Origin of the sequence: Albidovulum salinarum (genome assembly GCF_025673475.1) — a bacterium.
Taxonomy (GTDB): Bacteria; Pseudomonadota; Alphaproteobacteria; order Rhodobacterales; family Rhodobacteraceae; genus Albidovulum; species Albidovulum salinarum.
In genome coordinates this window covers 149,709-174,669 of record NZ_JAOVQO010000009.1, presented here as the reverse complement: position 1 = coordinate 174,669, position 24,961 = coordinate 149,709, and the positions used below count along the sequence as shown (strand labels likewise).

Here is a 24,961-nt window from a genome sequence, read left to right as displayed (position 1 = left end):
CCGAACGCGGTGCGGCCCGGGCGCGGACGCATCACCATCCCCGGCCCGATGCCGAAATACGGCGTCCATACCCGCGAGGTTCTGGGCCGGATCGGATACGCGCCCGACGCCATCGCCGCGATGATCGCCTCCGGCGCGGCCGGGGAGAGCTGGTCGGACAAATACCTGCCGGAATGACCGCCATTGGCAGGGGGGAGGAGCCCCCTGTGCAACCGAAGAAGCAAAGGGAGACCAACATGACGGACGACCACAAGTACAAGACCTTCGCCCGCGCCATCTCGCGCCGGGACTTCACAGAACAGTTCGATCGCACGGATTGACTGCATGCCCAAAGAGCCGTGGCAAGAGGCGAGTGGGTGACCAGCGCGTGGTGAGTGGCATTGACTTGATAGATTGCCACGGGGGGCGCTGTGCGATGCGCCAAGGGGGTATGGACCGCCCAAGACCCTCTACGACCGCTGGAAGCGATATGGCGGCGGGGGGCTGCGCTTTGATGATGGAGGGGCCTGCCTCCGAAGGCACGGAGCAGAAGGCCGTCGTGATCAACGCGACCTGTCTGAAGGCGCGCCGTGCGACCTCGAGCCTGCTGGCGAAAAGGGGATACGGGCGCCTGATTGGGCGCACGATGAGCGGACAGAACGCCACGCTGCATGCGGAAACGAGACTTGAAGGGCCGCTCGCCGCGGTTATTCACGACGGCGGGCCGGGTCCGCGGCTATAACGGTGCGGCGGCCCTGCTGGGCAGCCCGCCTGCAGCCGAGCAGTTGATCACGGATCGGGCAATGACACCGACTGGATCCGGGAAGCACTGAAAGACAAGGGGATACGCCCCTGTCTCCCCGCGCCGGGAGTCCAACGTATAAGCCGTCCGCTCCGACAAGCGGCGCAACCGGATCGAGATCATCTTCGCGCAATTGAAGGACTGGCGCCGCGTCGCAACCCGATACGGCAGCGGCCCGTAGGTCTTCCTCTCCGCTGTCGCCCTCGCCGCGGGCGCCATGTTCAGGCTTTGAGGGTCCATGTGTCTGGACCCTAAATCGACCGATGTCGAATCTTGTTCGAATGTCGGCAACTTTCCTCATATCCGGCATCGGGTCCCATCGCGTCGACGACGCAGGTGACGAACAGCCCGACGTTTGCCCGCGCCATAGGAGATCGCCCGCATCCCGCCACCGGCGGCGCGCCGGAGACGCCGCTCATCATCATGCCAATCCCTCGGCATAGTTTCGGGCCTTCGACATCTTGCCGATCCCCGGATTGAACGAATTGGTCGGATCGCAGGTCCTGTAGAACTCCGCGAGATCCGGCTTGGCGGCGTAGAGGTGTCCGACATTGTGCTCGGCGGGATATTCCGCGCCGCGCACGTCGAGCAACTCCAGCATCCGCGCTTTCAGCTCGGCGGGGTCCGCGCCCTTCCTGACGATATAGTCCTGGTGCAGGACGTGGCACATGAAGTGACCATAGTAGAGCTTGTGGACGAGCTTGTCCTCGATCTCGGCGGGCAGGCGCTCGTACCAGTCACGATCGTTGCGGCGGAGCGCGATGTCGAGGGGGATGATGTCCTCGACCTCGCTGCGGTGGATCGCCATGTAGCGCACGGCCGCCCCGGCGGCGGCGAAGCGGTGCAGGCCCGCGATCTTGGCCTCGCGGTCGCTGCATTCGAAGTAGTCGCCCTCGCGGCCGGTGAAGAAGCGGGCGAGATAGTTCCCGGCCTCGTCGATCCCGCCGTCGCGCATCTTCAGGATCAGGTGGTGGCGGTAGCGGTCGCGGAACGCCTTCATCCGACGCGGCAGAACCGAGGGCGTGAGCCGCGCGACAATCTGCATGAAGCGGTCGGTGAAGTTCGCGAGGCCCGGCACGTTCCTCAGCCGCGCATCGACGGCACCCTTCAGCGCGAAGAATGCCGGCAGCCGGTCGGTGCCGAGCCAGTCGATCATCATCACCGTGTCCTTGCCGTATCTCGCGGTGATGTCGAAGACCTCACGCTCCATGTATTCGGCCGAGACCGGCAGCGTCTCGAACGTGCTCAAAATGTGGCGGCGAAGCTCCGCGAGGTCGCCGACATCATCGGTGCCGATATAGAAGGTCCTCTGCGCGTCCGGTTTGGGATAGGTGTCGAGCCGCACGGCGAACACGCCGAGCTTGCCGGCGCATCCCGACGCCTCGTAGAGCCGGCGCTTGTCGGCGTTGAACCGGGCCGGGGTGTCGGCCTCCACGTTGCGGACCTGGGCGGCGTAGTCGGTGGCCGAGGCCTTGCGGTTCGTGGCCGGTGCCTTGGGGTCGAAGTCGCCCGCCTCGAGCCGGCCGAGGATCTCCTCGGGCGTGTCGCCGAGATCGAGGCCGAGATGATTGACGAGGCTCAGTTCTCCGTCCGCGCCGAGATGGGCGTAGAGCGAAAGCTCGGTGTAGGACGGCCCGCGCTCCACGAGCGAGCCGCCGGAATTGTTGCAGACCCCGCCGACCACCGAGGCGCCGATGCAGGACGACCCGATCACGGAATGGGGCTCTCGGCCCGAGGGCGCGAGAAGCTTCTCGAGTGCGAAGAGCGTGGCGCCCGGAAAGGCGATGATCTGCCTGCCGCCGTCGAGCGTCAGGAGCCGGTCCATCCGGCGGGTATTGATCAGCACCACGTCGCGGTCGTAGCTGCCGCTTGGCGTCGAGCCTTCCGTCAGTCCGGTATTCGCGGCCTGCATGATGACGATCTTGTCCGCCGCCACGCAGGCCTGAAGCACCCGCCACTGCTCGATGAGCGTGCCCGGCCGCACCACCGCCAGCGCCTCGCCCTCGCCGGAGCGGAAGCCGCGGCGGAAGCGCTCGGTCGCGCGGGCGCCGGTCAGGACGTGGCGGCGCCCGACGACGTCGCGCAGGGTCTTGAGTAGGGTCGCGTCATCCATTGCCCCGCCCTCAATACGCAACCGAGGGCAGCCAGGTCGCGAGCGACGGCCAGAGGAAGACCAGGAGCAGGCCGGTGAGTTGCAGGAGCACGAAGGGAATGATGCCGCGATAGATGTGGATGAGGCTCACCTCGGGCGGGCAGACGCCCTTGAGATAGAAGAGCGCGAAGCCCACGGGCGGCGTCAGGAACGAGGTCTGCAGCGTCACCGCCACGAGGATCACGAACCACACCAGGGCGGGCTCGTCGATGACGCCATAGCCGTCGATGTCGATGCCAAGCCCGTTCACGATCGGCCGCATCAGTGGCAGCACGATCAGCGTGATCTCGATCCAGTCGAGGAAGAAGCCCAGAACGAACACGATGAAGAGGATGAAGAAGATCGTTCCGTTCGGGCCGAAACCGGTACCGGTCACGACACTCTCGATCAACTCGTCGCCGCCGAGTTCCCGCAGCACGTAGGAAAAGACCGTCGCGCCGAGGAAGATGGCGAAGATGTAGGCCGTGGTGTTGAAGGTCGAGACAAGCACCGCCTTGAGCTTCGGGAAGGTCAGCTTGCGGTTGAAGAGCGCCAGAAGCGTGGCGCCGAGCGCGCCGACGCCCGAGGCCTCGGTTGGCGTGGTGATGCCCATGAAGATCGAACCGAGCACGGCCAGAATCAGCGCGAGCGTCGGCAGAACAGCGACCATCACGTCTTTGACAGCGTTCCAGTCGGGTCGCGTGGCGCCCTCCGGCACCGGCGCCGCATCCTTGTTCATCTGGGCGAGGACGAAGATATAGACAAGGTAGAGCGCTCCGATGATGACGCCCGGGAACACCGCGCCCATGAAGAGATCGCCCACCGACAGCGCCATCTGGTCGGCCATGATCACCAGCATGATCGACGGCGGGATCAGGATGCCGAGCGTGCCCGAAGCGGCGACCACCCCGGCCGCAAGTGTCGGCGCATAGCGCTGCTTCATCATCGAGGGCAGCGACAGGACGCCCAGCAGCACCACGGACGCGCCGATGATCCCGGTCGAGGCGGCGAGAATGATGCCGATCATCGTCACGGTGATTGCAAGGCCACCGCGCACGGTCCCGAAGAGCCGCTGCATCGAGGTCATGAGCTTTTCGGCGACGCCACTCTCGTCAAGCATCAGCCCCATGAAGATGAACATTGGCAGCGCCACGAGAACGGCGTTCGACATCGTCGCGTAGATGCGGTTCACCACCGCGCCGAGCGTGAGGTAGTCGAGCCCGGTCAGCGTGCTGTCCAGACCGGTCCAGAGCATCAGGTCGTTGTCGAAGAGAAAGGCGACACCGCAAAAGCCGACGCCCACGCCCGCCAGGGTCCACGCCACCGGAAACCCGGTGAAGAGAAGCCCGATGAAGCTCATGAACATCGCGATGACCAGTTTCTCTTCGGTCGGCTCGACCAGCGTGCTCAGCGCGAGCGTCGCGACGGCAAAACCGATCGCGCCCCAGAGGAACGTCCTGAGCTTCCTGCCCTCGCGCTCCTGCGCGGGGCCGGTGGTCAGCGCGTGCAGGTCGTGGATCAGGCGCGCGAGCGCCGCGAGCGCAAGCAGGACGAAGCTGATCGGCATGACCGCCTTGAAGATCCAGCGGTAGGGCAGGCCGGTCGGGCTGTCGGAGCTCTCGTTGATGCGGAAACTCTCATAGAAATAGTCGTAGCCCTGATCGATCATCAGGAAGATGAAGGGCGACAGGAGCGCAAGGAGGCCGATCACATCCACGATCCGCTGCGCATGGCGCGAAAGCTGCATCCGGAACACGTCGACCCGGACATGGCTGTCCGTGACCATCGCGTACGACAGGCCAATCATCGTGGCGAATCCATAGAGGTGCCACTGGATCTCGTCGAGCTTAGGGTAGTTCTGACTGAAAAGGTAACGCAGCGAGACCTGCGACACGATCGCGGCAACGAGCAGGAGATTGGCCCACATCACGACGTGGCCAATCCCCTTGACGATGCGGTCGAGACCTGTTGCGACTGGTTGCCGGTCCGCCTCGGAGTGTTCGAGGAACTGCTCGTAGGTCTCGATCGGATCGGTCGACAGTGGCGTGAGTTGATTGTCCTGGGCCATGGCCCCCTCCTAAGGATGCGGCCGCGTGCATTGGTCGGCGCTGCGGCAGGGCGATCTATGTGCAACGGTTGGCGGTGGGGCGGCGGGATGCGCCGCCCCGGGCACCATTACTTGCGAGGAAGGAAAGCGTTTTCCTTCCAGATCCGGTAGCCCGCGCGGAATTCGTCCATGTCGGCCAGGACCTTGGCAAAGAACGGATCTGCCGCCGCCTCTTCCTTGGCAACTTCTTCCCAGGTGGTGCGGAAGGTCGAGAGCATTTCGTCCGACCAGGTCTTGATGGTGACGCCGTTGTTGTCGACATTGTCCTTCAGCGCGGCGAACTGGCCGGCTTCGCCCTCCGCGAAGCTGTCCGTCATCGAGGCCTTGCAGGCCGTCTCGATGATCGCCTTGTGCTGATCCGTGGCTTCGTTCCAGACGTCCTTGTTGACCAGAAGCTCGAACACGGTCGCCTGCTGATGCCAGCCGGGGAAGTAGTTGAACTTCACGAGCTTGTGGAAGGCGAGGCGGGCATCTACCGCCGGCATCGAGAATTCCGTCGCGTCGATCGCGCCGTTCTCGAGCGCCGGGAAGATCTCGCCGCCGGGCAGCAGCGAGGTCGCCACGCCGAGTTTCTGCATGACTTCGCCGCCAAGGCCGAAGAAGCGCATCTTCAGGCCCTGAAGATCGGCCGGGGAGTTGATCTCCTTGGCGAACCAGCCCGAGGTCTCCGGGGCGATGATCGCGCAGGGGATGACGTGGACATTGTAGCCCGCCTGGTCGTACATCTCCTGATACAACGACATCCCGTTGCCGTAGTAGAGCCAGGCCATGTATTCGCCGGCCTCCGGTCCGAACGGCACCGCCGAGAACAGCGGCGCGGCCGGGATCTTGCCCGCCCAATAACCGGCGGTGGCGTATCCAGAGTTGATCTTGCCCGAAGAAACCGCGCCGAGAATCTCGAAGGCGGGAACGAGCTTGTCGGGCTCGTAGATCTTCATCTGAAGGGTGCCGCCAGACATCAGGTCAAGCTGTTCGGCCACGCGCGGAATCGGTGAGCCCAGTCCGGGCAGCGCGGTCGAAAACGCGATCGGGGTTTTCAAGAGCAGCTTTTCCGCTGCATGCGCCGCGCCCGCCGCCAGGACCGAGGCGGCAACGGCAAGTGATGTGAGCGTGTGTTTCATGTTCTCCTCCACGGTTTCCGGACGGGCCCCTCCTGGCCCGGTCGCGGCATCGGAATGCGGTGATGCCGAGTGGACAATAAACTTTACCAATGATGTGGGTCAACAATTTTATTTACCACTTGCACCCCAAGATCTCTTGAGCAATCGGTTACCTTCAAGTCGTCGAGGCCGCATGCGTATTCGAAGTAGCAGGTTAATTCTTTGATATTATGTCGCTTGTGGCGACAGAGGCCGCGCCGGCGCCCGGCGCTTGAAGTGGCCGCCGTTATGGTCAATAATATGCATCTTCAATCCGATCATGATCGGAGCGCGGCGCCACCAGGAGCAGGACATGGACCGGAACAGCCCTTTCGAGCCCGTCGACCACGAATCCATCGCCGAGGCGGTCGTCCGGCAGATCGAGGCGATGATCGTGTCCGGCGTCCTGCAGGAAGGCCGCAAGCTGCCGTCGGAACGTGAACTTGCGGAGACCTTGAACGTGTCGCGCCCGAAGCTGCGCGAGGCGCTGAAGACGCTGGAGGATCGCGGCCTGCTGGTCGTGCGGCATGGCGAAGGCTCGTTCATCGCGCCGCTGACCGGCAAGGCGATGTCGCCGGCGCTGCTGTCGCTCTACGGCCGGCATTCGGACGCCTTCTACGACTATCTCGAATACCGGCGCGAGCAGGAGGCTTTCGCCGCCCGCCTCGCGGCGCAGCGCGCGACGACGGACGACAAGGAGCGGATCGCCGCGATCCTCGACGACATGAAGACGGCTTGGGAGAAGAACGACTACGAACTGTCGCAGAAAGCCGATTTCGCGCTGCATTCGGCCATCGTCGATGCGAGCAACAATGCGACCCTGATTCACATCATGGCGTCGATCTACGACCTGACCCGGCAGGGCGTCTTCTACAACCGGGACTATCTTCGGACCATCGACGGCACCGGCGAACGGTTGCTGGAACAGCATGTCGAGCTCGGCACGGCGATCATCGACGGCGATCCCGCCCGGGCCGAAAAGGCGGCGCGGGACCATATGGACTTCGTCGAGCAGTCGTTCCGGCTGGGGCAGGAACGCGACCGCAGGGAAGCCCTGGCGGCGAAGCGGCGGATGATGGCGTAATTCTCGCTCGAAAGACTTTCAGCGTGACGAGATGTCTTCGATCGGCCACCGCCTGCCCGACGAGCCAGGCCGAGACCTGGCTTCCGGGTTGCCTTGCCAGATTTCGATCGCTCAATCCCGGGGGAGATCGCCGTCAATGCCGCCATCTGGGATCGCCCGGATGATCTCATTGTCGACATTTCGACCTCGGTGAGGCGACCGCGTCCGCTGCGCGCAGCTTCCGCAACGAGCTGCATCATCAGAACTCCGCCGAGATGCAGATTGTCGAGATCTCCGACCACAAACCGCCGTGGTGGACAGTTGGACGATCAGCGCGCCGGTGCCGCTGCAGCAGCTTCTGAACCAGGAGGCATGGGCGGGTCCGTCAATCGCGCTACCTGCCTTCGGCCGTCTGAAACCGGGTCGAGGGTATTCAAGATCGCATCGGGCGGATCGGCGCCTCCACATTCGCAGCCGGCTTTGCGCGCGGAACACAGCACTTCCGCCGGTTTATCCGGCCTGGAGCCCGGTGCATGGCAGCTTGAAATGACAGAATTATTGTATTGTTGACTGAATGACAGAAAACTTGCACAAATTGATATGGTTCGATTCCGTCATGTGAGGCCTGCAAATGTCCGTCCCGTTGAAAACCCGCCTCGCGAACGCGATGAGTGAGGGATCCAAGGCGGACAAGGCGATTGCCAACTACATGAGCGGCGCGCTCGAGGATCTGCCTTTCGAGACGGCCGCGAGCATTGCCGCAAAAGTCGAGGTCAGCGAAGCCACCGTAGGACGGTTCTGCCGGTCGATCGGCTATGCGAGCTTCAAGGACCTCAAGGACCATCTGAAGGACGATATCGGCGATCACCCATGGCTCATGAGCGACCGGTTGAACGAACTGCGCCGGAACGCCGAACACGACGCGTCCCACCTTGCGCGCGGGATGGAGCTCGAGATCGCGGCGCTGGTGAAGGTCTACGAGATGACCACGACGGCGGAGTGGCGGCGGGTGGTCCGGCGCCTGGCCAAGACCGATCGGGTCCATGTCGCCGGCTTCCAGACCGAACGCGGCATCGCCCAGTACTTCGCCAACCAACTGCAATACCTGCGCGACGGTGTCACGCTGATGGATCTCGCGGGTGGCAACTTCTCGGAGCTGCTGGTTTCTGACACTCCCGCCTGCCTCGTGATCTTCGAGGCGCGCCGCTACTCGCGCCTCGCTAAGGTATTGGCGGCTGAGGCGCGGGGTGCGGGCATTCCGGTGACACTCGTCACCGACGTCTTCTGCGACTGGGGCCACGCGGTCGCCGATGAGGTCTTCGCCGTCACGACCCAGGTCAACCAGTTCTGGGACTCGACCGCCGTGATGGCGAGCCTCGGCAACCTCTTGATCAACGGCGTGTTCATGGAGCTTGGCCCCGCCGTCGAGGCCCGTTTGCGCAGGACAGCCGAACTCTACGGACGCTTTACCGGCCATGTCGGCGACCCCGTCGCCCAAGTGGCGAAATGACAACGATCGGGTTCCACGAGGAGGAGAACGCATGAACACGAAGAACAGACTGGCCGCGGCATTGTGCGCGACCGCCATTGCCACCGCGATGGCCGCTCCCGCGTCCGCGCAATCGCTGCGGCTCGGGACGGAGGGCGCATACCCCCCGTTCAACTTCATCGAGTCGAATGGAGAGATCGCCGGTTTCGACGTCGAGATCGGCCTCGAACTTTGCAAGCGGATCGGCGTGGAATGCGAAGTCGTCGCGCAGGACTGGGACGGAATTATCCCGGGACTTCTGGCGAACAAGTACGACTTCATCATTGCCTCGATGTTCATCACCGAGGACCGCAAGAAGCAGGTCGATTTCACCAACCCCTACTACCTCGCCGCGATGACCCATGTCGCGCCGAAGGGGGCCGGCATCACCGAGTTCACCAACGAGGCGCTGGCCGGCAAAGTGATCGGCGCGCAATCCGGCACCACGCAGGCGGACTACGTCGAGGCGACTTATCCCGATGCCGACATCCGCCTCTATCCGACGCAGGACGAGGTCAACCTCGACATGGCAAGCGGCCGGATCGACCTTCAGGTCGGCGACATGCTCCCGATGCTCGACTGGACCAGGAAAAGCGACGACGGTGCCTGCTGCGAACTGGCGGGCGAGCCGATCACCGACCCGGCTTTCGTCGGCGAGGGCGTCGGCATCGCGGTGCGCCAGGAGGACGACGAGCTGCGCGAAAAGCTGAACGCCGCGCTGGCGGAGATCCGCGCCGACGGCACCTACAAGTCGATCAACGACAAGTATTTCGACGTCGACGTCTACACGATGAAATGACGACCCTCGTCCCCCCGCCCGAAGGACTGACCCATGTTTGAACTCTTCGCATATGGCGACGCAGGCTGGGGGGACGAAATCCTTCGCGGGCTGGCGATCACGGTCCAGCTCGCGATCGTCACGCTTCCCGTCGGGCTTTTCCTCGGGTTCCTGGCCGCATTCGCCTCCCTGTCCGGCCTCCGGCCCCTGCGGGCGCTGGGTTTCGGCTACACGACCATCATGCGGGGCCTGCCGGAAATCCTCACGCTCTTCGTCGTCTATAACGGCGCCGGGCTGCTCCTGAACAAGGGGCTGCGGTGGTGGAATCCAGACGCCCCGCCAAGCGACTTCAGCCCCTTCGCCGCCGGCGTCATCGCGCTTGGCATGGTGTTCGGCGCCTTCGCCGGCGAGGTGCTGCGCGGTGCCTTCCAGTCGCTCGACAAGGGACAGGTGGAGGCCGGCCGTGCGATCGGCATGACCGACCGACAGATCTTCCGCCGCATCCAGCTGCCTCAGCTCTGGCGCTTCGCGCTGCCCGGCCTGGGCAATCTCTGGATCAACATGCTGAAGGATACCGCGCTCGTCTCGGTGATCGCGCTCGACGACCTGATGCGCATGACCAAGGTGGCCGTGGGTGTGACCAAGCAGCCCTTCACCTTCTACCTTCTGGCCTGCCTGATCTACTGGGCCATGTGCGTGCTGTCCGAAGTCGTCCTGGCGCAGATGGAGCGCCGCGCCAATCGCGGAATCCGGAGGGCCGTCTGATGAACCCGATCGAGATCCTTTTCGAGTATTGGCCCCGGCTTCTCGACGGCGCGCTGATGACGCTCAAGCTGACCTTCCTGGGCGCGCTCATCGCGGGGCTGGTTTCGCCGGGCCTCGCCCTGATCCGGGTCCAGGCCGCGCCGATGGCGCAGGCGCCCCTGCGCCTCTATGTCTCGTTCATACGTGGCACCCCGATCCTCGCGCAGCTCTTCCTGATCTTCTACGGCTCCGGCCAGTTCCGCCCGGCACTGGAGGAATGGGGCCTCTGGACCTTCTTCCGCGACCCGTTCAACTGCGCGCTCCTCGCCTTCGCGATGAACTCCACCGCCTACCAGACCGAGATCCTGCGCGGCGGCATCATGGGTGTGCCGCAGCGGGAGATCGAGGCCGCGAAGGCGATCGGCATGAGCAGGTCGAAGATCCTGCGCCGGGTAGTGTTCCCGCACGCCTACCGCATCGCCTGGCCCGCACTTGGCAACGAGGTGATCCTCTTGATGAAGGCCAGCGCGCTTGCGAGTGTCGTCACCGTCTTCGACGTGATGGGCCGCACGCGCCAGATCTTCTCGCGCACCTTCGATTTCTCGGTCTATCTCTGGGCGGCCCTGATCTATCTCTGCATCACGGCGGCTTTCGTCCTGCTCTGGCGGCAGGCGGAGCGGCGCCTCAGCCGCCACATTCACGCCCCCGGAACACCCCGCGCGTCCGCGCAGCCCTTCAAGGAATCCCAAGCATGACCAAGCCGGAAACCATCCTGAAGGCCGAGGACATCCACAAGTCCTTCGGCAGGCTCGAGGTCCTGAAAGGCATCTCGCTCGAGGCGCGCAACCATGACGTCATCTCGATCCTCGGCTCGTCTGGCTCGGGCAAGTCGACGTTCCTGCGCTGCCTGAATTTTCTCGAGATACCGACCTCCGGCAAGGTGACGGTGCATGGCGAGGAAATCCTCGTGAAGAACGGCAAGCCGCAGAATGTCCGCCATATCGAGGACATCCGCAGCCGGCTCGGCATGGTCTTTCAGCAGTTCAACCTTTGGACGCACCGGACGGCGCTGGAAAACGTCATGGAGGGTCCGGTCCAGGTCAAGCGCGAACCCAATGCCGAAGCCCGTGACAAGGCGGAGGCGCTCTTGAAGCGGGTGGGGCTGGAGGATCGGATGCACATGTATCCCTCGCAGCTGTCGGGCGGTCAGCAGCAGCGGGTAGCGATCGCGCGGGCATTGGCGATGGAGCCCGACGCGATCCTGTTCGACGAGCCCACTTCGGCGCTCGATCCTGAACTGGTCGGCGAGGTGCTGAAAGTCATGCAGTCGCTCGCCGCCGAGGGGCGGACGATGATCGTCGTGACCCACGAGATGGGCTTCGCGCGCGAGGTCTCCTCGGAGGTCGTGTTCCTGCACGAAGGCCGCATCGCCGAACAGGGACCGCCGGACGAGATGTTCGCCAACCCGAAGACCGAGGTTTTCGAACGCTTCATCTCGAAGGTGAAGTGATCCGACCTGCCGCCGATGCCACATCCCAAAGCCAAGTGAAGTGCCCTGAATGCTTGAAATGACACAGACCGTGCCTGCGATCCGCGACGGGGTCCGGATCGAAGCCGCCGAGCTCCGCATCGTCAACCTTCCGCTCGTCACGCCCTTCGTGATCTCGACCGGCACGATGACCGGCAAGACCTTCCCGCTTCTCGTCCTCAAGGGCGAGGGGCTGGAGGGTATCGCCGAGGGCGTGATGGACCCCCAGCCGGATTATCTTGAGGAGACCGTTCCGGGCGCCATGGCGTTCCTTAGGGAACAACTGTTGCCCGCGATCATCGGGAAACGGTTCACCTCGCCTTACGAGCTTGCCTCGATCCTCGACCCCTGGCGCGGCAACCGGATGGCCAAGGCGGTGGTCGAGATGGCGTTCTGGGACCTCTGGGCCAAGAGCCTCGGCCTGCCGCTCAAGGCGGCGCTCGGCGGTGTGGGCGACAACGTCGATGTCGGCGTCAGCCTCGGCATCGCCCCGGTCGAGACGACGCTGGAGCGGGTCGAAGAGGCCGTCGCCAATGGCTACAAGCGGACCAAGCTCAAGATCGCGCGGGGCCACGATGTGAAGATCGTCGAGGCCGTGCGCGCGCTTCATCCCGGCATCAAGCTGACCGTCGATGCCAATACCGATTACGGTCTGGCCGACCTGCCGGTTCTGCAGGCTCTCGACGACTTCGCGCTGGATTACATCGAACAGCCGCTGGCCTATGACGACATCCACGATCACGCCAAGGTGCAGGCGGCCCTGAAGACGGCGATCTGCCTCGACGAAAGCATCCGCAGCGCGTCGGATGCGCGCAAGGCGCTCGAACTCGGCGCCGCGCGGGTCATCAACATCAAGGTCGGCCGCGTTGGCGGCTTCATGGCGGCCCGCGCAATCCATGACGTGAGCGCGGCCTTCGGCGCCCCGGTCTGGTGCGGCGGCATGCTCGAAAGCGGCATCGGCCGCGCCCACAACATCCACCTCGCCACGATGGCCAACTTCACGAAGCCCGGCGACACGTCGAGCGCCAGCCGCTATTTCAAGCACGACATCATCAACGAACGGCTCGAAGCCAAGAACGGCAGGATGCCGGTTCCCGCAAACGGCCCCGGCATCGGCGTAACGCTCGACCGGGACTACCTCGACACCGTCACCATGCATGCCGAGGAGATCCGCTGATGAACATGCAGGTCCCCGGGCTCGTGCTGCGAGAACTGAACGGCGTGGCCGAGCTCAAGCAGGCCGAAACATTCCAGAAAGAGGTCTGGGGCAAGGACGACCCGCCCGACAATTCCGATATCATGCTGGCGATCCAGCACGAGGGCGGGCTTGTGGCAGGCGCCTTCAGGGATGGGCGGATGCTCGGGTTCCTCTTCGGTTTTCCAACGGCCCGGCCCCATGTGCAGCATTCGCACCGCCTCGCCGTTCACCAAGACAGCCGCGGCCTTGGGCTAGGCGCGCGGCTCAAGTGGTTTCAGCGCGACTGGTGCCTTGCGCGCGGTATCACGCTGGTGCGGTGGACCTATGACCCCCTGCGCCGCATCAATGCGGCCTTGAACATCGCCAGGCTCGGCGCTACGGCCGGCACCTATCACGAGAGCTACTACGGCCCGATGGAGGGGATCAACGCCGGCATCCCCTCGGATCGGCTGGTTGCCGACTGGGATCTTTCCGCTCCTCACGTCGACGCGCTGGCACATGGCGCAGAACCCGCCCCGCCTGCATCAGATGACGATCTGGTGACGGTGGAGATTCCGAAGGACCTGGACAAGCTCTTGTCGACCGACCTGGACACGGCGCTTTCCGAGCGGCTGCGCGTGCGCGAGGCGCTGACTTCGGCGTTCGCCCAAGGTTACCGGATCACCGGCTTTGAAAGCGGTACATCCCGCTATCTTCTGTCAAGGCAATAAAGCCGCGCGCCGCGTCGCGATACTGCCGACCCAGTCTCGGGGTCCGCACCGCACCGCCGCGCGTCAACCCGCGCGGGCCTGAGGTGTTTGATCCCGGCGATTGAGGATGCGATCCATTCGTTGGAATCGAAGGAAGCACTATGGGACAGGTACGTCGCGCCAGCGCCACGATCGAGCCAGCGCGGCGCCATCGGTTCGAGCCCGCTGGCGAGGGCACGCCGTCAGAGCTGCAAGACAGCGATCGCAAGCTTCGGCCGCGGCGCGGGGCCGTGACGTCGGCGATGAGGACAATCAGGAAACGATCCGGTGGATCGTTTCCCTGACGAACCCGAAGACGGTCTCTGCGCGGGGAAGCGCGAGACGGTCGAGGGTCGAAAGATCGGCCGAAGGAGAAGCGCTCGTCCGTTCTTCGCGAAACCGAGGAAGCAATGGTGGTGGCGTTCCGGCGCCGCACGCCGTTGCCGCTGGTGGGCTGCCTTGCAAGAGTTAAGACGTGATCTGACAGGTGGCGTCGTGAGGCTGAGGTGAGAGCCCTGTCCCGGCTTTCGGGTTTCAACAAGAACACGGTCCTGAGGGTACGCCAGATCAAGAGCTGGCAGACGCGCAAGCGCCCGATTGGCATGCGGCCCGGCATCGGGGCGGTGTTGCAGCGTCAACCGCGCCGAACGAACGCCGGTCGACGGGCCAGTGCCGGGTCTGGACGGGCCGTGGCGGCAGGGCCACGACCGCTGCCGGCGCACAGGAGCACGCTCTCATCCATAGGTTGCGCGCTCGGCACGGTGCCACGGGAATTCCTGCTGAGACCCGACAACGGCCTGGTGTTCGCCAGCCGGAGATCCACCGTGCCTCATAGATCTCCTTCTGCGGGACGAGGCGCAATGACGTCATTCATGCAGGAGTTGCCCAGAGGCAGTCGAGCGCCGTGCGGGACCACCGCATCTTATCCGGCCAAGCTCCGGCAACTTGAGCTATCTTGCACAATAACCGGATCTGCAGGATCTTCTCGTCATGAAGAGTGAGGGAACCGCGCATTCGGAGAAGCCCGCGACGCGATTCGGCGGGGCTCTCGTTTCCATTCTCCTCGCGGTAATCCTCGCACTTGCCACCTTGGGCGGGCATCCACGCATGGCCGCCGGACCGGCCGACGTGACTGCTGGATTGGCGATCAATACCACTCCGGCCCGGCTGACCGTCGGGCGCAATGTGGCCGTCAAACCCGAAATCGTTACGGACGTTGTGGGTAGCGCAGTTGGGCTGGCGTGGGGTCTCCGGTGGCCCGTGACACCCGGCGGGGCCAGGATCCGGTCGTGGCACGCTGTGCGTGCCGTCCGTACCATCGCCTCGCGTCCGTATTCCCAAGGGCCGCCGACATCCAGCCTGGCAGTGTTTCCGCGCGACAGCGCCGCGGCTTAAGTTCGAGGTAATCTCGGCCTGCGGCCCTTGAAGCAACACTGACAGCCTGCCGCGATTGCCCCGGGGTGTCGCACCATGCGGCGACAGCATCTCATCGGGAATGCCATCATGCCCGGCTAGGGCGGCATTATCTGGCTGCCTTTCATCGTCGCGGAGACGCCGATCCTCTTGCGATGCGGAAAGGGCCGCGACGGGCGTTCGACACCTCAGTCTTATCCCGAAGGCCGAAGCGGCGTTCTTCAGGAAACCCAATCATGTATCTCACTCTCGCTTCCTGCGCGCTTTCCACTACATGGATCTTCTGGGCCTGGACCCATTCGGCCCATCGTCGTTCCGTCCCGGCGAAGTGGACCCGGCTGCGGGGCGCGTCGATGACCGCTGTCCTCCGCTGGATCATCTTGCTTTCGCTCGGAACGGGCGCGCTGGCTGCCACATTCTTCAGGCCGCTCGACACGCTTGCAGAACTGAATCCTTCGTCCGGTGCGATAACACGTCTGGCGCCTGTCCTCGCGATCTTCCTGAGATCCCGGCTTCGGGCCGGATTTCCGACAGCGGACCTGAAACCGATCGAGGGCCAGTCGGTACCGCGCAGAGCAACCTCAGCCCGCGCCGTTGCGCAAGAACGCCCAATTCAATCCGGCCCCAAGCCGGCACCCACAGGATCCACCATGCAGATTTCCTCACCGATGAACTCCGAGAACACGGCTGCCGGAGCGCGACCGCACATTCCCCATTGCCACCCACGGCCCCTCGACTTGTCCGGGTCGCAAACGAAGCCCGGGCGTCCGCCAATCCGATGCGTGGATTGCGGCACCGAGATCCACTCGCAAGCGACGGTCTGCGCGATCTGTGAGCGACGTCAGAATCACCGACCGGCCGCGGGGCGGCGTGTGTTTGTCGATTGGCTCCTCCTGTTGGGCATCATGAGCGCGATCTTCGGTCTGGGTCACATACTGGCCAATTGATCGCGCCTGCCGAACACATCCCCTTTTGCGGGTGTCATGTCCGACACCTCTGATCAGGATTCCCTGGCTATGCCTCTCAATTTCGACCAACTCACCCCGTTGCTCGCCCTTGCTCTACTGACGGCGGTTTTCGCTGCCTTCATCGCGGAGCGCCGCCCCGCTGACGTGATCGCCTTCCTCGGAGCGACGGTTGCGTTGGCGCTCGGCCTCGTCACGACGGATGATGTCATGGCGGCGATCAGCAATCCCGCGCCCGCAACGATCGGCGCGATGTTCGTGCTGAGCGCCGCGCTGGTCCGTACCGGTGCGCTGGAAGCGTTGATGGACGTGCTCGGCCGGATTTCCGGCACGCGTCCGCGCCTTGCGCTGGTCGTGTTCTTCGCCGGTGCCGCGGGCGCATCCGCCCTTATCAACAACACCCCTGTCGTCATCGTGCTGATCCCGGTTGCGATTGGTCTCGCCCGGCAGATCGGAACGGCTCCGTCCAGGCTGCTCATGCCGTTGTCTTACATGGTGATACTCGGCGGCACCGTGACGCTGATCGGTACATCGACCAACCTGCTCGTCGACGGCATGGCGCAGGATCTCGGGCTTGTCAGGTTCAGCCTGTTCGAGATCGCGCCTCTCGGTATCCTCGCAGCGATCGGCGGCGGCCTGTTTCTTGCTGTCGCGGCGCCCCGGCTGTTGCCCGACCGGGGCGCCGTCATTGACACGCTGTCGCGACAGGACCGAAAAACATGGCTGGCGGATCTGTTCATCCCGGACGGCTCCCCCCTGATCGGCGCAGTCCCGACCGAGATCGCGTCCCTGGCCCGCGGCGGCGGTCGGGTCGTTGATGTGATCCGCGGAGACGTTTCGCTGCGTCGCATGGTGCAGGATGTCCGGCTCGCCGCGGGCGATATCCTGGTCGTCAAGACGCGAGACGTGGAGCTGATGGGTTTTCGCGAAGGCGTGACTCGCGGGGCCGTCATTCCCGGGCTTGAGACCGCCCAGATCCGCAGTGCTCAGGCTGTCGAGCTTCTGGTCGGTCCGGGGTCCAAGGCAGAAGGCCGCAGCCTCGCGCGGCTCCGCTGGCGGCGGCGTTTCGGGGTCTACCCGCTGGCACTTCACCGCAAGGGCGAGACGCTCGGGGCCAGGTTCGAGGATACGCCCCTTGCCGTCGGCGACACGCTCTTGGTCGAGGGTGCGCCCGAGGACATGGCGCGGCTGGCCGAGGACCAGCGCCTGACGGAGCTTGGGCCGAACAAGGTGCGCGCCTTCCGTCACGGCAAGGCGCCCATCGCGGTGGCGGTACTGTTGGCCGTCGTCACGCTTGCGGCGCTCGACGTCGCTCCGATCCTGACGCTCGCGCTGCTTGGTGTCGGCGTGGTTCTGGCGACGAACTGCATCGAGGCGGATGAAGGGTTGGCGGCGATGGACGGGCGGCTTCTCCTGTTGATCGTATCGATGCTGGTGCTCGGCACCGCGCTGGACCGGTCGGGCGCGGTCGAACTGGTCGTCGGCGCGGTTTCGCCGATGCTTGGCGCTGCCGGTCCGTTCGTTGCCCTGGCGATCGTCTATGCCTTCACATCCATCCTGACCGAGCTTGTGACGAACAGTGCCGTGGCAGTGCTGATGGTGCCGATTGCGGCGGGCATTGCCACCAGCCTCGGCGTCGATCCGCGCCCGTTCCTTGTCGCGGTCATGTTCGGCGCGTCTGCCAGCTTCGCCACTCCCATCGGCTACCAGACCAATACCCTCGTCTACAACGCCGGCGGCTACCGCTTCACCGATTTCCTGAAGATCGGTCTGCCGATGAATATCATCGTGGGGAGCCTGACCGTCGCCGCGATACCACTCTTTTGGCCGCTGTGATGCTTCCGTTTCGGCGTTCGTCAGCGTCTGCCGATCGGTCGGACGAACCCGATTTTTTTCGCGCTCGCCCATGAGTGGCCGCCTTGAAACGGATGGGGCGGTACGCCAATTCCCCCGACAGCAATGATCGCGGAGTGGCGCAATTGACGGAAATATGGCTGCCCCTGACGGCAGGCTTGGTTATGCTGATCTTCGGCGGCGAGCTTCTGGTGAGGGGAGCGGTCCGGGTGGCGGAGCGCCTTGGCGTTTCGCCGCTGGTTATCGGTCTGACGCTGGTCGGCTTCGGGACATCCACGCCGGAGCTGGTGACGTCGGTTCAGGCCGCGCTCATCGGATCGCCCGGCATTGCCTTCGGCAACATCGTCGGCTCGAACATTGCCAATATCCTGCTCATCGTCGGCCTGTCGTCCATCCTGTTTCCGATCGCGGTGGCAGCGTCTGCACTGCGGCGCGATGCCGTCGTGATGCTGGGTGTTGCCGTCGCCTTCGCGGGCCTCGGCTTCGTCGTCCCGATGGGGCGTGCCATCGGTGTGGTTTTCGTCGTCGGGCTCGTCGCCTACATCTACCTTGCCTTCAGGCAGGAGAAGGCCGCGGCAGGGCATGGCGCCGTATTTGCCAAGGAAGCTGCTCTCGAGGGCGTTGATCCGGGCCTCAAACCCGGCGTGCCGGCCGCAAACGGGATCGTCGGGCCGCTGTTGATCGCCCTGGCTGGCCTCGTCCTGGTCGTCGGGGGTGGCAAATTCCTGGTCGATGGTGCGGTAACTCTCGCGCAGTCGTTCGGCATTCCGGAGACCGTGATCGGGCTGACGATCGTGGCCGTCGGAACCTCGATGCCGGAACTCGTCACGTCAGTGGTGGCCGCCGTGAAGCGGCAAAGCGACGTCGCCTTCGGCAATATCGTCGGCTCGAACATCTACAACATCCTTGGCATCGGCGGTGCGACCGCCCTCATCTCCCCCTCGGCCGTACCGGCCGAGATCGTCTTGTTCGACAATCTCCTCATGGTGGGGGCCACGCTCCTGCTCGTCGTTTTCGCGGCCACGGGGCTGCGCATCGCGCGTTGGGAAGGCGGCGTGCTGCTGGCCGCCTATGTTGCCTACGTCCTGATGATATGGCCATGAGCCCGTCTCGGCCGGCGCGCGTCCGCCGCACCGGCGCTCGCAACGAGGGGACTGGTAGAATGGCGAACTTCAGACCAGATAATACCCTATGAAAAACCTGAGGGCCTTGTGGCGTGGCGAGTTGGGCCTTGACGCGGCGTTCTGGACCTGGGCCGTGCTTGGCGGCCTGTTGGTCAATGTCACGACCAGCATCCTGTTCCTGGCGCTCATGACGCTCGATCAGCCCTTGCCGGCGCTCCTGGTCGGATACGGGTTTTCGCTCCCCTACAACCTTGTCGCTCTGGTCGGCGTCTGGAGGTCGGCGGCGCGGTATGACGGGCCGGGCCTACATGCGGACCTTGCGCGGGTGGCCACCGTGATCCTCATGACCATCCTGAGCCTGACATGACCCGAGGGCCAACGACTGACGGCGAGACGGACCTCGCGCGGCGAAGGCAGGTCGATGCCTTCGTCCAGCGTCATTTCACATGGCGGGGAACCCTGCGCCTGCACCGCGCGGCGCTCGGCGCCGATATCCTGCGGGCTCCGGTGAACGTGCTGCTGTCACCGGCCCACGTTACCGTGCGGCTCACGGGGTGGATCTGTCGAGGACTGCGCCTGCGCCGGACGGCGGATTTTCTGCTCCGCCGGCAGATCCTGTTGCGCACGGCCGTCTCGGCGAGGGTGGAAGCCGCGATCCTGACCGAGCTATTGGCGGCGCCGCCTGCCGAGGGCGAGGCCCTCGGAGACCGCACCGCATTGGCGCGGGCCATCCTGTCCGCCCCACGCTTTCGTGAGGCGGCCCGGAGTCGCGGCAGCATCGCGGCGGCGCAAGCCATGGCGGACCGGATCGCAGCTGCGATCACCGAATACTCCGGCGCCCGCTCCGCGATGGCCGAGTTCACAACGGCCCTCATGACTCTGGTTGCGGGCGCCATCGTGCTTCAGGCCGTGACGCCCGGGATGATCTCGATGGCCGCGGGCGTCGCGGAGTCGGTTTCCCTAAAGAGGGCCGTCGCGGATTTTCCGCTCGGTCAGACTTTGGGAGGGGTCTGGTACGGGATCTTCCCCGCCGGCCTCTCGCCGCGGCTGGTCGCAGCCGTCGCTGCCGGCCTCATGCTCCTGGGGTCGGTCATCACAGCATTCGCCGGAGCGTTTGCCGACGTCGTTCAGGCATGGCTCGGCATGCATCGGCGCAGGTTGCTGCGCCTGCTCGACACGGTGGAGGCCGAAACTGCTGCATCGCCCGGCAAACCCTTTGCCGCCAGCGAACATCTTCTCGCGCGGGTCTTCGACCTCTCGGATGCCGCACTGTCGCTGCTGCGGATCTTCCGGGGATGACAGGCGATTCAGTGTGCCGAGGGAAACAGCGATGCACGCACGGCGCGAACAGGAATGCCTCTACGCGAAGCCGCGCTGCACCCTGACCGAACCGCTGCCTTGAAGATGCCGCGATGCAACGCAAAGCATGTGTTCGACCGGCTCCAATTCGCGCTCTGCGCTCGGGGTCGTTCATGGCGCGCCGATCCAGCGTGCGCGCGGCACATTGGACCGGCGGCTCGCGGGAGGGCAGCATTGCCCGCAACCACGCGTCGCGTCGCGGCGACGTATCCTCGACCCTTCTTCACGATTCTCGAGGCGTGTGATCGGGGAGGCATCCCGCCTCCGACCCGAATGCCTGGGCGGCGGATGGCAATTCTCCGGGCCACATGGCGTCGCGTGATCGGTGGCGCCGGAGCGACCCGAGCCACACAATCATTCCCGTTGGCAGATCGCCTTCTGCTTCGTAGGATATTGGAGCTGGGCAATGGTTTCGCGGGGCAGTTTCTGTGGTGCGCAAGCGGTTACTGCCGCGATACATGGGCGCCGGAGCGCCATGATGGCGAGCGCCCGTGTTCTGGTGGTGGACGACGACAGCTTGGCGCGGCGCAAGCTGGTTCTTGCCGTCAACTCCCTTGGACACACGGTCGAAGATGTCGACAGTGGCGATGCGGCGTTGGACAGACTGCGGAACCCCGGTGTCGACATCGTCCTCCTTGACATCGAGATGCCCGGCAAAAGCGGATACGATGTTCTCTCCGCGCTGGGCTCGTTCCCCGAGGATCGGCGGCCGCCGGTCATCGTCATCTCCAGCCTGGATGATCCGGAGGAAATCGCCCGCGCCATCGAACTGGGAGCCGTGGATTTCCTGCCCAAGGCGTTCAACGCGGTCATTCTCAGGGCCAGGATCAATGCCAGCCTGCGGGAGGCCCGGCGCCAGGAGGACGACAGGCGCACTCTGCAACAGATAAGGCGGCTCACGGCCGCCGCCGAAGCTCTCGATGCCGACGAGAGGAATCCCAGGGATCTCGCCATCGACGATCTCGCGGAGGGGGAAGGTGCGATCGCGGTGCTTTCCCGCGTCCTTCTGAACAAGTCGATCATGGTGTACAACCGTCGGCTGAGTCATGCATACCAGATCCGGACACTGAACGGCATTCTGCTGCTGCTTTTCATTGGTGCCTGTTTCGGGCTGAAGCCCGCCATCGCCAAGCTCAGCCTTGCCGAGGTGCAGAACCCCATTTCCGTTGCGTTCTACACGATGGGGCTTTCGACGGTTTTCACGACGCTCTATGCAGTCTGGTCCAAGGCCCGCGCGCCTCGGGTCTCCTGGCGTTCGGCCAGGTTCTTCGCCCTCCTCGCTTTTCTGACGTTCCTGCCACAGGTTCTCCTGTTCTGGGTGGCCGAGTCCGTTCCCGGCGTCATGATCGCGATCCTGGTTTCGCTGGAATCGTTTCTGGTCTTCTTCATCGCGGCGGGGATCGGGCTTGAAAGACTCAGCGTCCGGCGGTTCATGGGCCTGCTCCTCGGGGTCGCGGGTGTCGGTGTCCTGCTGCTTCCGTTCTTCGACATCGCCAATAGCACCGTGCAGATCCACTGGCTCTTCATCACGATGCTGATCCCTGCCTGTTTTGCGAGCGAGACGATCATGATGTCGATGTCGAAAGCCATCGACGCCGACCTGCTCGCGGTGGTCGCGGTCACCTTCGGCCTGTCGACCTCGGTTCTCTTCGTCGCCTCCGCGCTGAACTCCGGCTTCGTCCCGCTTCACGCCGTTCCGGGCAAGTTCGAACTGTCGCTCATCGCGTTCTCGCTCGCCGATTCCGTCGCCATGATCGCTCTGGCCAAGCTGATCGACTATGCCGGACCGGTATTCAGCGGCCAGAAGGCCTACACCGTCTCGATCGGCGGGGTTCTGTGGAGCGTTCTGCTCTTGAACGAAGTGGTATCGCTGACGAGTTTCACCGCCCTCGTTCTCATACTCCTGGGCCTGTACTTCGTTGCGAAACGGGCCGACGCCGCGAAGCTGATCGCGCGGCCGGCCCAGGCATAGGCCGCGACCGGAATGCACGGGCGACGCTTCCGCATGGCAAGGCGAAGTGACCGCAAGCGTGTCGGGTCCACTCGGGCCGCCCCCCGGGTCACAGGAACGATCGCTGTATCACCGGCTCCTCGTTCCAGGACTTGGATTCGACGAGGTACATACCGACGATGATCACGCCGAAAGCGACCCAGGCGAAGACCGACAGTTCCGCGTTGAAAAGCAGCAGGCCCCAGAAGACACCTGCGATCATCATCGCATAGGCACTCTGGTTGTAGAAGACGGCGCCCGCCCTTGATCGCTGACAGCTTTTCAGCCTGGTTCCGGCGACCGGGAAGATCGACCACCTCGCCCAGCAAGGTAAACGTGAAGGCGGTCCCCGCCCCCGATTTGCTATCGAGGCCGATGGTGCCGCCCATGAGATCGACCAGCCGCTTCGTGATCACCAGCCCCAGCCCGGTACCGCCGTATCGTCGTGTCGTGGATGCATCGACCTGGCTGAACGACTTGAACAGGCGATCCATCCGGTCCTCCGGGATGCCGATTCCGGTATCGCGGACGGAAAAGTCAGAAGCGTGATCTCCCCAGGCGACCGGCCCGCATCCGGGAAGTTCGTCGAGACGGTCAGCACGACCTCGCCGATCCCGGTGAACTTGACTGCGTTGTTGAGGAGATTCATCAGGATATGCTTCGGCCGTACCGGATCACCGAAGATTGCCGCAGGCACGTCGCGATTGATCTGGCAGGCAAGCTCGATGCCCTTCTCGGCGGCCTTCGCAGCTACAAGCTCGGCCGAGCTTTCGATCGTCTCGGTCAGGTCCATCAGCACGCGTTCCAGTTCCAGCGCGCCGGCCTCGACCTTGGAGAAATCCAGGATGTCGTTGATGATCGTCAGGAGCGCATCGGCCGCCGTCGCGATGGTGTCGCTGAAACCGCGCTGTTCGTCCGTCAACTGCGTGCCATTGAGAAGCGTGCTCATGCCGATGATGCCGTTCAGCGGGGTGCGGATCTCGTGGCTCATCGTTGCGAGAAAGGCGCTCTTGGCCTCGTTGGCCGCTTCGGCGGCATCCTTCGCGCGCTTCAGCTCGTCCGATATGCGCTTGATGTCAGTGATGTCCGAACGGACGGCGACGGTGCCGCCCTGATCCGTCAGGTGGTTGCTGATCTGCTGCCAGACGCTCTCCGTCATCTCCTGGATGTAGGGCGGCCCCGCCGCGCGATGCCGCGCAAGCTGGCGTTTGATCCACTCGTCGGGATCAGGGCCGGCATTGGGGTATCGTCCCGCGACAGCGGCCTGCCTGACGATATCGGCAAACGCAGTGCCGACGGGCAGCGTAGCACCCTGCGGGCGTGAGCCAGTGTGGTCCCGCGGTTGGCGCGCGCCGTCTCGGGTTTGACCCTGGCGACGATCGCGTCCGGCACCGGAGAACCTATATGCCCCAAGTCAGAGCTGGCCGACGAACGCATTCTCACGCTCGGCTGAGGCGTGGGCCGTGGCCTCGCTTTCCAGCCCGGCGCCGCTCAGGGAAAGGGCCAATGCAGCCAGGCCGAGGCGATCATGACGTAGCGTCCCGCCTTTCCGGCCGATACGAGCAGAAGGAAGCGCCAGAACCCCACCCGCGCCAGTCCGGCGATCACGGTCAGGGGATCGCCGACGACCGGGAGCCAGGATACGAGAAGCGACCAGACGCCGTAGCGGTCGAACCATTGGCGGGCCTTGCGTGCGCGGTCGGGATCGACCGGGAACCAGCGACGGCCCTCGTACTGTGCCAGGAACCGGCCGATGGTCCAATTCACCGCCGCCCCCGTCACGTTGCCGATCGAGGCGACCAGCACAAGCGCCGCTGGCTCGCCGTTTCCAGCCGCCAGCAGGCCGATCAGGACCGCTTCGGACGATCCCGGCAGGAGCGTTGCCGACAGAAAGGCCGAGAGGGCGATCAGCGCGTAGGCGGAAAGCTCGTCCACTGTGGCCTTTCCTGCAGTGAAACCGGGCGGCTCGCCCGTGGCGTCGCGTCCCGACGGAGGCGACCTCCTCCTGTCATGGCGCATGGGGGAGCGCAACCTCTCCGGCGCGCACCGGCGCGTCATTCCGCCTCAGGCCGCGGCGCATCGACCCGTCTTGCGCGCCCTCCGCGTCCGACGCAGATTGCCGGCATGCGATTGCTTGGCACCATTTTCGCACTGATTCTCGTGCTCGCTGGGGCGGCTCTTGCCGCGCCGCAGGGGGCGTTGGCTGCGGCCGGGTGCGACGCCGCGATGCATATGCCCGAAAACGAGCCCTGCACGCCGCATGAAGGCGCCCCGTCGATGGCCGAATGCGCTCAACCGCTGATGTGTGCCCCGACCAGCGCGGTCGATCTGGAGTCTCATGCGCTGCTCGCGGCCCCGCTCGGGCAAGCGGCGCCGGCGATCTTCGCCACCGATCACCACCTTGCGGCTTCCACGCCGGGCGACGGCCCAAGGCGCCCCCCCAAGTCCTGACGGTCGCGGCGCGAGAGCGCCGTCCGGCCGCATGGCGCCGCCATGCGGCCGCATGATGCGTCGCGCCGGCCACCGGGGCG

General features: G+C 64.7%; 20 protein-coding genes and 3 pseudogenes. 16 read left to right on the top strand and 7 right to left on the bottom strand.

The annotated features are described in order from the left end of the window. The first annotated feature begins 316 nt into the window (after positions 1 to 316). Positions 317 to 962, top strand: a pseudogene (locus OEZ60_RS11435) (transposase family protein). A gap of 240 nt (positions 963 to 1,202) precedes the next feature. Here the strand turns inward: OEZ60_RS11435 and dld are convergent. From dld to OEZ60_RS11415, 3 genes are all read right to left on the bottom strand, one after another. After that, positions 1,203 to 2,894 (bottom strand): D-lactate dehydrogenase, encoded by a 1,692-nt coding sequence (gene dld / locus OEZ60_RS11430; protein WP_263336144.1) that lies wholly within the window; start codon positions 2,892 to 2,894, stop codon positions 1,203 to 1,205. 10 nt (positions 2,895 to 2,904) lie between these two features. Next, positions 2,905 to 4,980, bottom strand: a complete 2,076-nt coding sequence (locus tag OEZ60_RS11425; protein WP_317852831.1) for a TRAP transporter large permease subunit — start codon at positions 4,978 to 4,980, stop codon at positions 2,905 to 2,907. A gap of 107 nt (positions 4,981 to 5,087) precedes the next feature. Further along, entirely contained in the window at positions 5,088 to 6,140 is a 1,053-nt protein-coding gene (locus tag OEZ60_RS11415) for a TRAP transporter substrate-binding protein (RefSeq protein ID WP_263336141.1), read from the bottom strand. A 331-nt stretch (positions 6,141 to 6,471) separates the two neighbouring features. Between OEZ60_RS11415 and OEZ60_RS11410 the strand changes: the two genes are divergently transcribed. The 14 genes from OEZ60_RS11410 (at position 6,472) to OEZ60_RS11340 (ending at position 22,412) form a co-directional block, all read left to right on the top strand. Next, the gene (locus OEZ60_RS11410) at positions 6,472 to 7,242 is read left to right on the top strand and encodes a FadR/GntR family transcriptional regulator (protein WP_263336139.1); all 771 of its coding nucleotides are present in this window, start codon (positions 6,472 to 6,474) and stop codon (positions 7,240 to 7,242) included. A 610-nt stretch (positions 7,243 to 7,852) separates the two neighbouring features. Continuing rightward, on the top strand, positions 7,853 to 8,731 hold the full coding sequence (locus OEZ60_RS11405) for a MurR/RpiR family transcriptional regulator (protein ID WP_263336136.1): 879 nt from the start codon (positions 7,853 to 7,855) through the stop codon (positions 8,729 to 8,731). Between the two features lie 31 nt (positions 8,732 to 8,762). Next, positions 8,763 to 9,548 (top strand): ABC transporter substrate-binding protein, encoded by a 786-nt coding sequence (locus tag OEZ60_RS11400; RefSeq protein ID WP_263336135.1) that lies wholly within the window; start codon positions 8,763 to 8,765, stop codon positions 9,546 to 9,548. Between the two features lie 33 nt (positions 9,549 to 9,581). Beyond that, positions 9,582 to 10,292 (top strand): ABC transporter permease, encoded by a 711-nt coding sequence (locus OEZ60_RS11395; RefSeq protein WP_263336133.1) that lies wholly within the window; start codon positions 9,582 to 9,584, stop codon positions 10,290 to 10,292. Beyond that, on the top strand, positions 10,292 to 11,026 hold the full coding sequence (locus OEZ60_RS11390) for an ABC transporter permease (RefSeq protein WP_263336129.1): 735 nt from the start codon (positions 10,292 to 10,294) through the stop codon (positions 11,024 to 11,026). The genes OEZ60_RS11395 and OEZ60_RS11390 overlap by 1 nt, the downstream gene beginning before the upstream one ends. Next, entirely contained in the window at positions 11,023 to 11,781 is a 759-nt protein-coding gene (locus OEZ60_RS11385) for an ABC transporter ATP-binding protein (protein WP_263336128.1), read from the top strand. Before OEZ60_RS11390 ends, OEZ60_RS11385 begins: the two co-directional genes overlap by 4 nt. A gap of 58 nt (positions 11,782 to 11,839) precedes the next feature. Further along, positions 11,840 to 12,976, top strand: a complete 1,137-nt coding sequence (gene menC / locus OEZ60_RS11380) for an o-succinylbenzoate synthase (protein ID WP_263336126.1) — start codon at positions 11,840 to 11,842, stop codon at positions 12,974 to 12,976. Then, positions 12,976 to 13,707 (top strand): GNAT family N-acetyltransferase, encoded by a 732-nt coding sequence (locus OEZ60_RS11375; protein ID WP_263336125.1) that lies wholly within the window; start codon positions 12,976 to 12,978, stop codon positions 13,705 to 13,707. Before menC ends, OEZ60_RS11375 begins: the two co-directional genes overlap by 1 nt. 1,667 nt (positions 13,708 to 15,374) lie before the next feature. Beyond that, positions 15,375 to 16,085, top strand: coding sequence for a hypothetical protein (locus OEZ60_RS11365; RefSeq protein ID WP_263336123.1), 711 nt, complete (start codon positions 15,375 to 15,377; stop codon positions 16,083 to 16,085). Positions 16,086 to 16,154: 69 nt separating this feature from the next. Then, on the top strand, positions 16,155 to 17,939 hold the full coding sequence (locus OEZ60_RS11360; RefSeq protein WP_263336120.1) for an SLC13 family permease: 1,785 nt from the start codon (positions 16,155 to 16,157) through the stop codon (positions 17,937 to 17,939). Between the two features lie 143 nt (positions 17,940 to 18,082). Further along, the gene (locus OEZ60_RS11355; protein WP_263336162.1) at positions 18,083 to 19,060 is read left to right on the top strand and encodes a calcium/sodium antiporter; all 978 of its coding nucleotides are present in this window, start codon (positions 18,083 to 18,085) and stop codon (positions 19,058 to 19,060) included. A gap of 88 nt (positions 19,061 to 19,148) precedes the next feature. After that, positions 19,149 to 19,448 (top strand): hypothetical protein, encoded by a 300-nt coding sequence (locus OEZ60_RS11350; RefSeq protein ID WP_263336118.1) that lies wholly within the window; start codon positions 19,149 to 19,151, stop codon positions 19,446 to 19,448. Then, the gene (locus tag OEZ60_RS11345; RefSeq protein WP_263336115.1) at positions 19,445 to 20,380 is read left to right on the top strand and encodes a DUF6635 family protein; all 936 of its coding nucleotides are present in this window, start codon (positions 19,445 to 19,447) and stop codon (positions 20,378 to 20,380) included. Before OEZ60_RS11350 ends, OEZ60_RS11345 begins: the two co-directional genes overlap by 4 nt. Positions 20,381 to 20,765: 385 nt before the next feature. After that, positions 20,766 to 22,412 carry a response regulator gene (locus tag OEZ60_RS11340; protein WP_263336113.1) on the top strand — a complete coding sequence of 549 codons (1,647 nt, stop codon included), beginning with the start codon at positions 20,766 to 20,768 and terminating at the stop codon, positions 22,410 to 22,412. Positions 22,413 to 22,500: 88 nt separating this feature from the next. Here OEZ60_RS11340 and OEZ60_RS11335 read toward each other — a convergent pair whose 3' ends face one another. The 4 genes and pseudogenes from OEZ60_RS11335 to OEZ60_RS11325 all read right to left on the bottom strand — a co-directional run bounded on the left by OEZ60_RS11335 (position 22,501) and on the right by OEZ60_RS11325 (position 24,365). After that, positions 22,501 to 22,656, bottom strand: a complete 156-nt coding sequence (locus OEZ60_RS11335) for a hypothetical protein (protein ID WP_263336111.1) — start codon at positions 22,654 to 22,656, stop codon at positions 22,501 to 22,503. A gap of 160 nt (positions 22,657 to 22,816) precedes the next feature. Next, positions 22,817 to 22,924: pseudogene (locus tag OEZ60_RS22280) on the bottom strand (hypothetical protein); the annotation flags it as partial. 335 nt (positions 22,925 to 23,259) lie between these two features. Further along, positions 23,260 to 23,733, bottom strand: a pseudogene (locus OEZ60_RS22275) (sensor histidine kinase); the annotation flags it as partial. 188 nt (positions 23,734 to 23,921) lie between these two features. Next, positions 23,922 to 24,365 (bottom strand): YqaA family protein, encoded by a 444-nt coding sequence (locus OEZ60_RS11325; protein WP_263336109.1) that lies wholly within the window; start codon positions 24,363 to 24,365, stop codon positions 23,922 to 23,924. 189 nt (positions 24,366 to 24,554) lie between these two features. Here OEZ60_RS11325 and OEZ60_RS11320 point away from each other — a divergent pair, with 189 nt between their 5' ends. Further along, positions 24,555 to 24,881 (top strand): hypothetical protein, encoded by a 327-nt coding sequence (locus OEZ60_RS11320; RefSeq protein ID WP_263336107.1) that lies wholly within the window; start codon positions 24,555 to 24,557, stop codon positions 24,879 to 24,881. The last annotated feature ends 80 nt before the right edge of the window (positions 24,882 to 24,961 follow it).

What these genes read in the sequence shown, in the direction of transcription:
- OEZ60_RS11320 (WP_263336107.1), top strand. Translation starts at nt 24,555, where the DNA reads ATGCGATTGCTTGGCACCATTTTCGCACTGATTCTCGTGCTCGCTGGG.
- OEZ60_RS11425 (WP_317852831.1), bottom strand. Translation starts at nt 4,980, where the DNA reads ATGGCCCAGGACAATCAACTCACGCCACTGTCGACCGATCCGATCGAG.
- OEZ60_RS11360 (WP_263336120.1), top strand. Translation starts at nt 16,155, where the DNA reads ATGCCTCTCAATTTCGACCAACTCACCCCGTTGCTCGCCCTTGCTCTA.
- OEZ60_RS11410 (WP_263336139.1), top strand. Translation starts at nt 6,472, where the DNA reads ATGGACCGGAACAGCCCTTTCGAGCCCGTCGACCACGAATCCATCGCC.
- OEZ60_RS11375 (WP_263336125.1), top strand. Translation starts at nt 12,976, where the DNA reads ATGAACATGCAGGTCCCCGGGCTCGTGCTGCGAGAACTGAACGGCGTG.
- OEZ60_RS11335 (WP_263336111.1), bottom strand. Translation starts at nt 22,656, where the DNA reads ATGATGATCGCAGGTGTCTTCTGGGGCCTGCTGCTTTTCAACGCGGAA.
- OEZ60_RS11415 (WP_263336141.1), bottom strand. Translation starts at nt 6,140, where the DNA reads ATGAAACACACGCTCACATCACTTGCCGTTGCCGCCTCGGTCCTGGCG.
- OEZ60_RS11395 (WP_263336133.1), top strand. Translation starts at nt 9,582, where the DNA reads ATGTTTGAACTCTTCGCATATGGCGACGCAGGCTGGGGGGACGAAATC.
- OEZ60_RS11350 (WP_263336118.1), top strand. Translation starts at nt 19,149, where the DNA reads ATGAAAAACCTGAGGGCCTTGTGGCGTGGCGAGTTGGGCCTTGACGCG.
- OEZ60_RS11405 (WP_263336136.1), top strand. Translation starts at nt 7,853, where the DNA reads ATGTCCGTCCCGTTGAAAACCCGCCTCGCGAACGCGATGAGTGAGGGA.
- menC (WP_263336126.1), top strand. Translation starts at nt 11,840, where the DNA reads ATGACACAGACCGTGCCTGCGATCCGCGACGGGGTCCGGATCGAAGCC.
- OEZ60_RS11365 (WP_263336123.1), top strand. Translation starts at nt 15,375, where the DNA reads ATGTATCTCACTCTCGCTTCCTGCGCGCTTTCCACTACATGGATCTTC.
- OEZ60_RS11345 (WP_263336115.1), top strand. Translation starts at nt 19,445, where the DNA reads ATGACCCGAGGGCCAACGACTGACGGCGAGACGGACCTCGCGCGGCGA.
- OEZ60_RS11385 (WP_263336128.1), top strand. Translation starts at nt 11,023, where the DNA reads ATGACCAAGCCGGAAACCATCCTGAAGGCCGAGGACATCCACAAGTCC.
- OEZ60_RS11390 (WP_263336129.1), top strand. Translation starts at nt 10,292, where the DNA reads ATGAACCCGATCGAGATCCTTTTCGAGTATTGGCCCCGGCTTCTCGAC.
- OEZ60_RS11400 (WP_263336135.1), top strand. Translation starts at nt 8,763, where the DNA reads ATGAACACGAAGAACAGACTGGCCGCGGCATTGTGCGCGACCGCCATT.
- dld (WP_263336144.1), bottom strand. Translation starts at nt 2,894, where the DNA reads ATGGATGACGCGACCCTACTCAAGACCCTGCGCGACGTCGTCGGGCGC.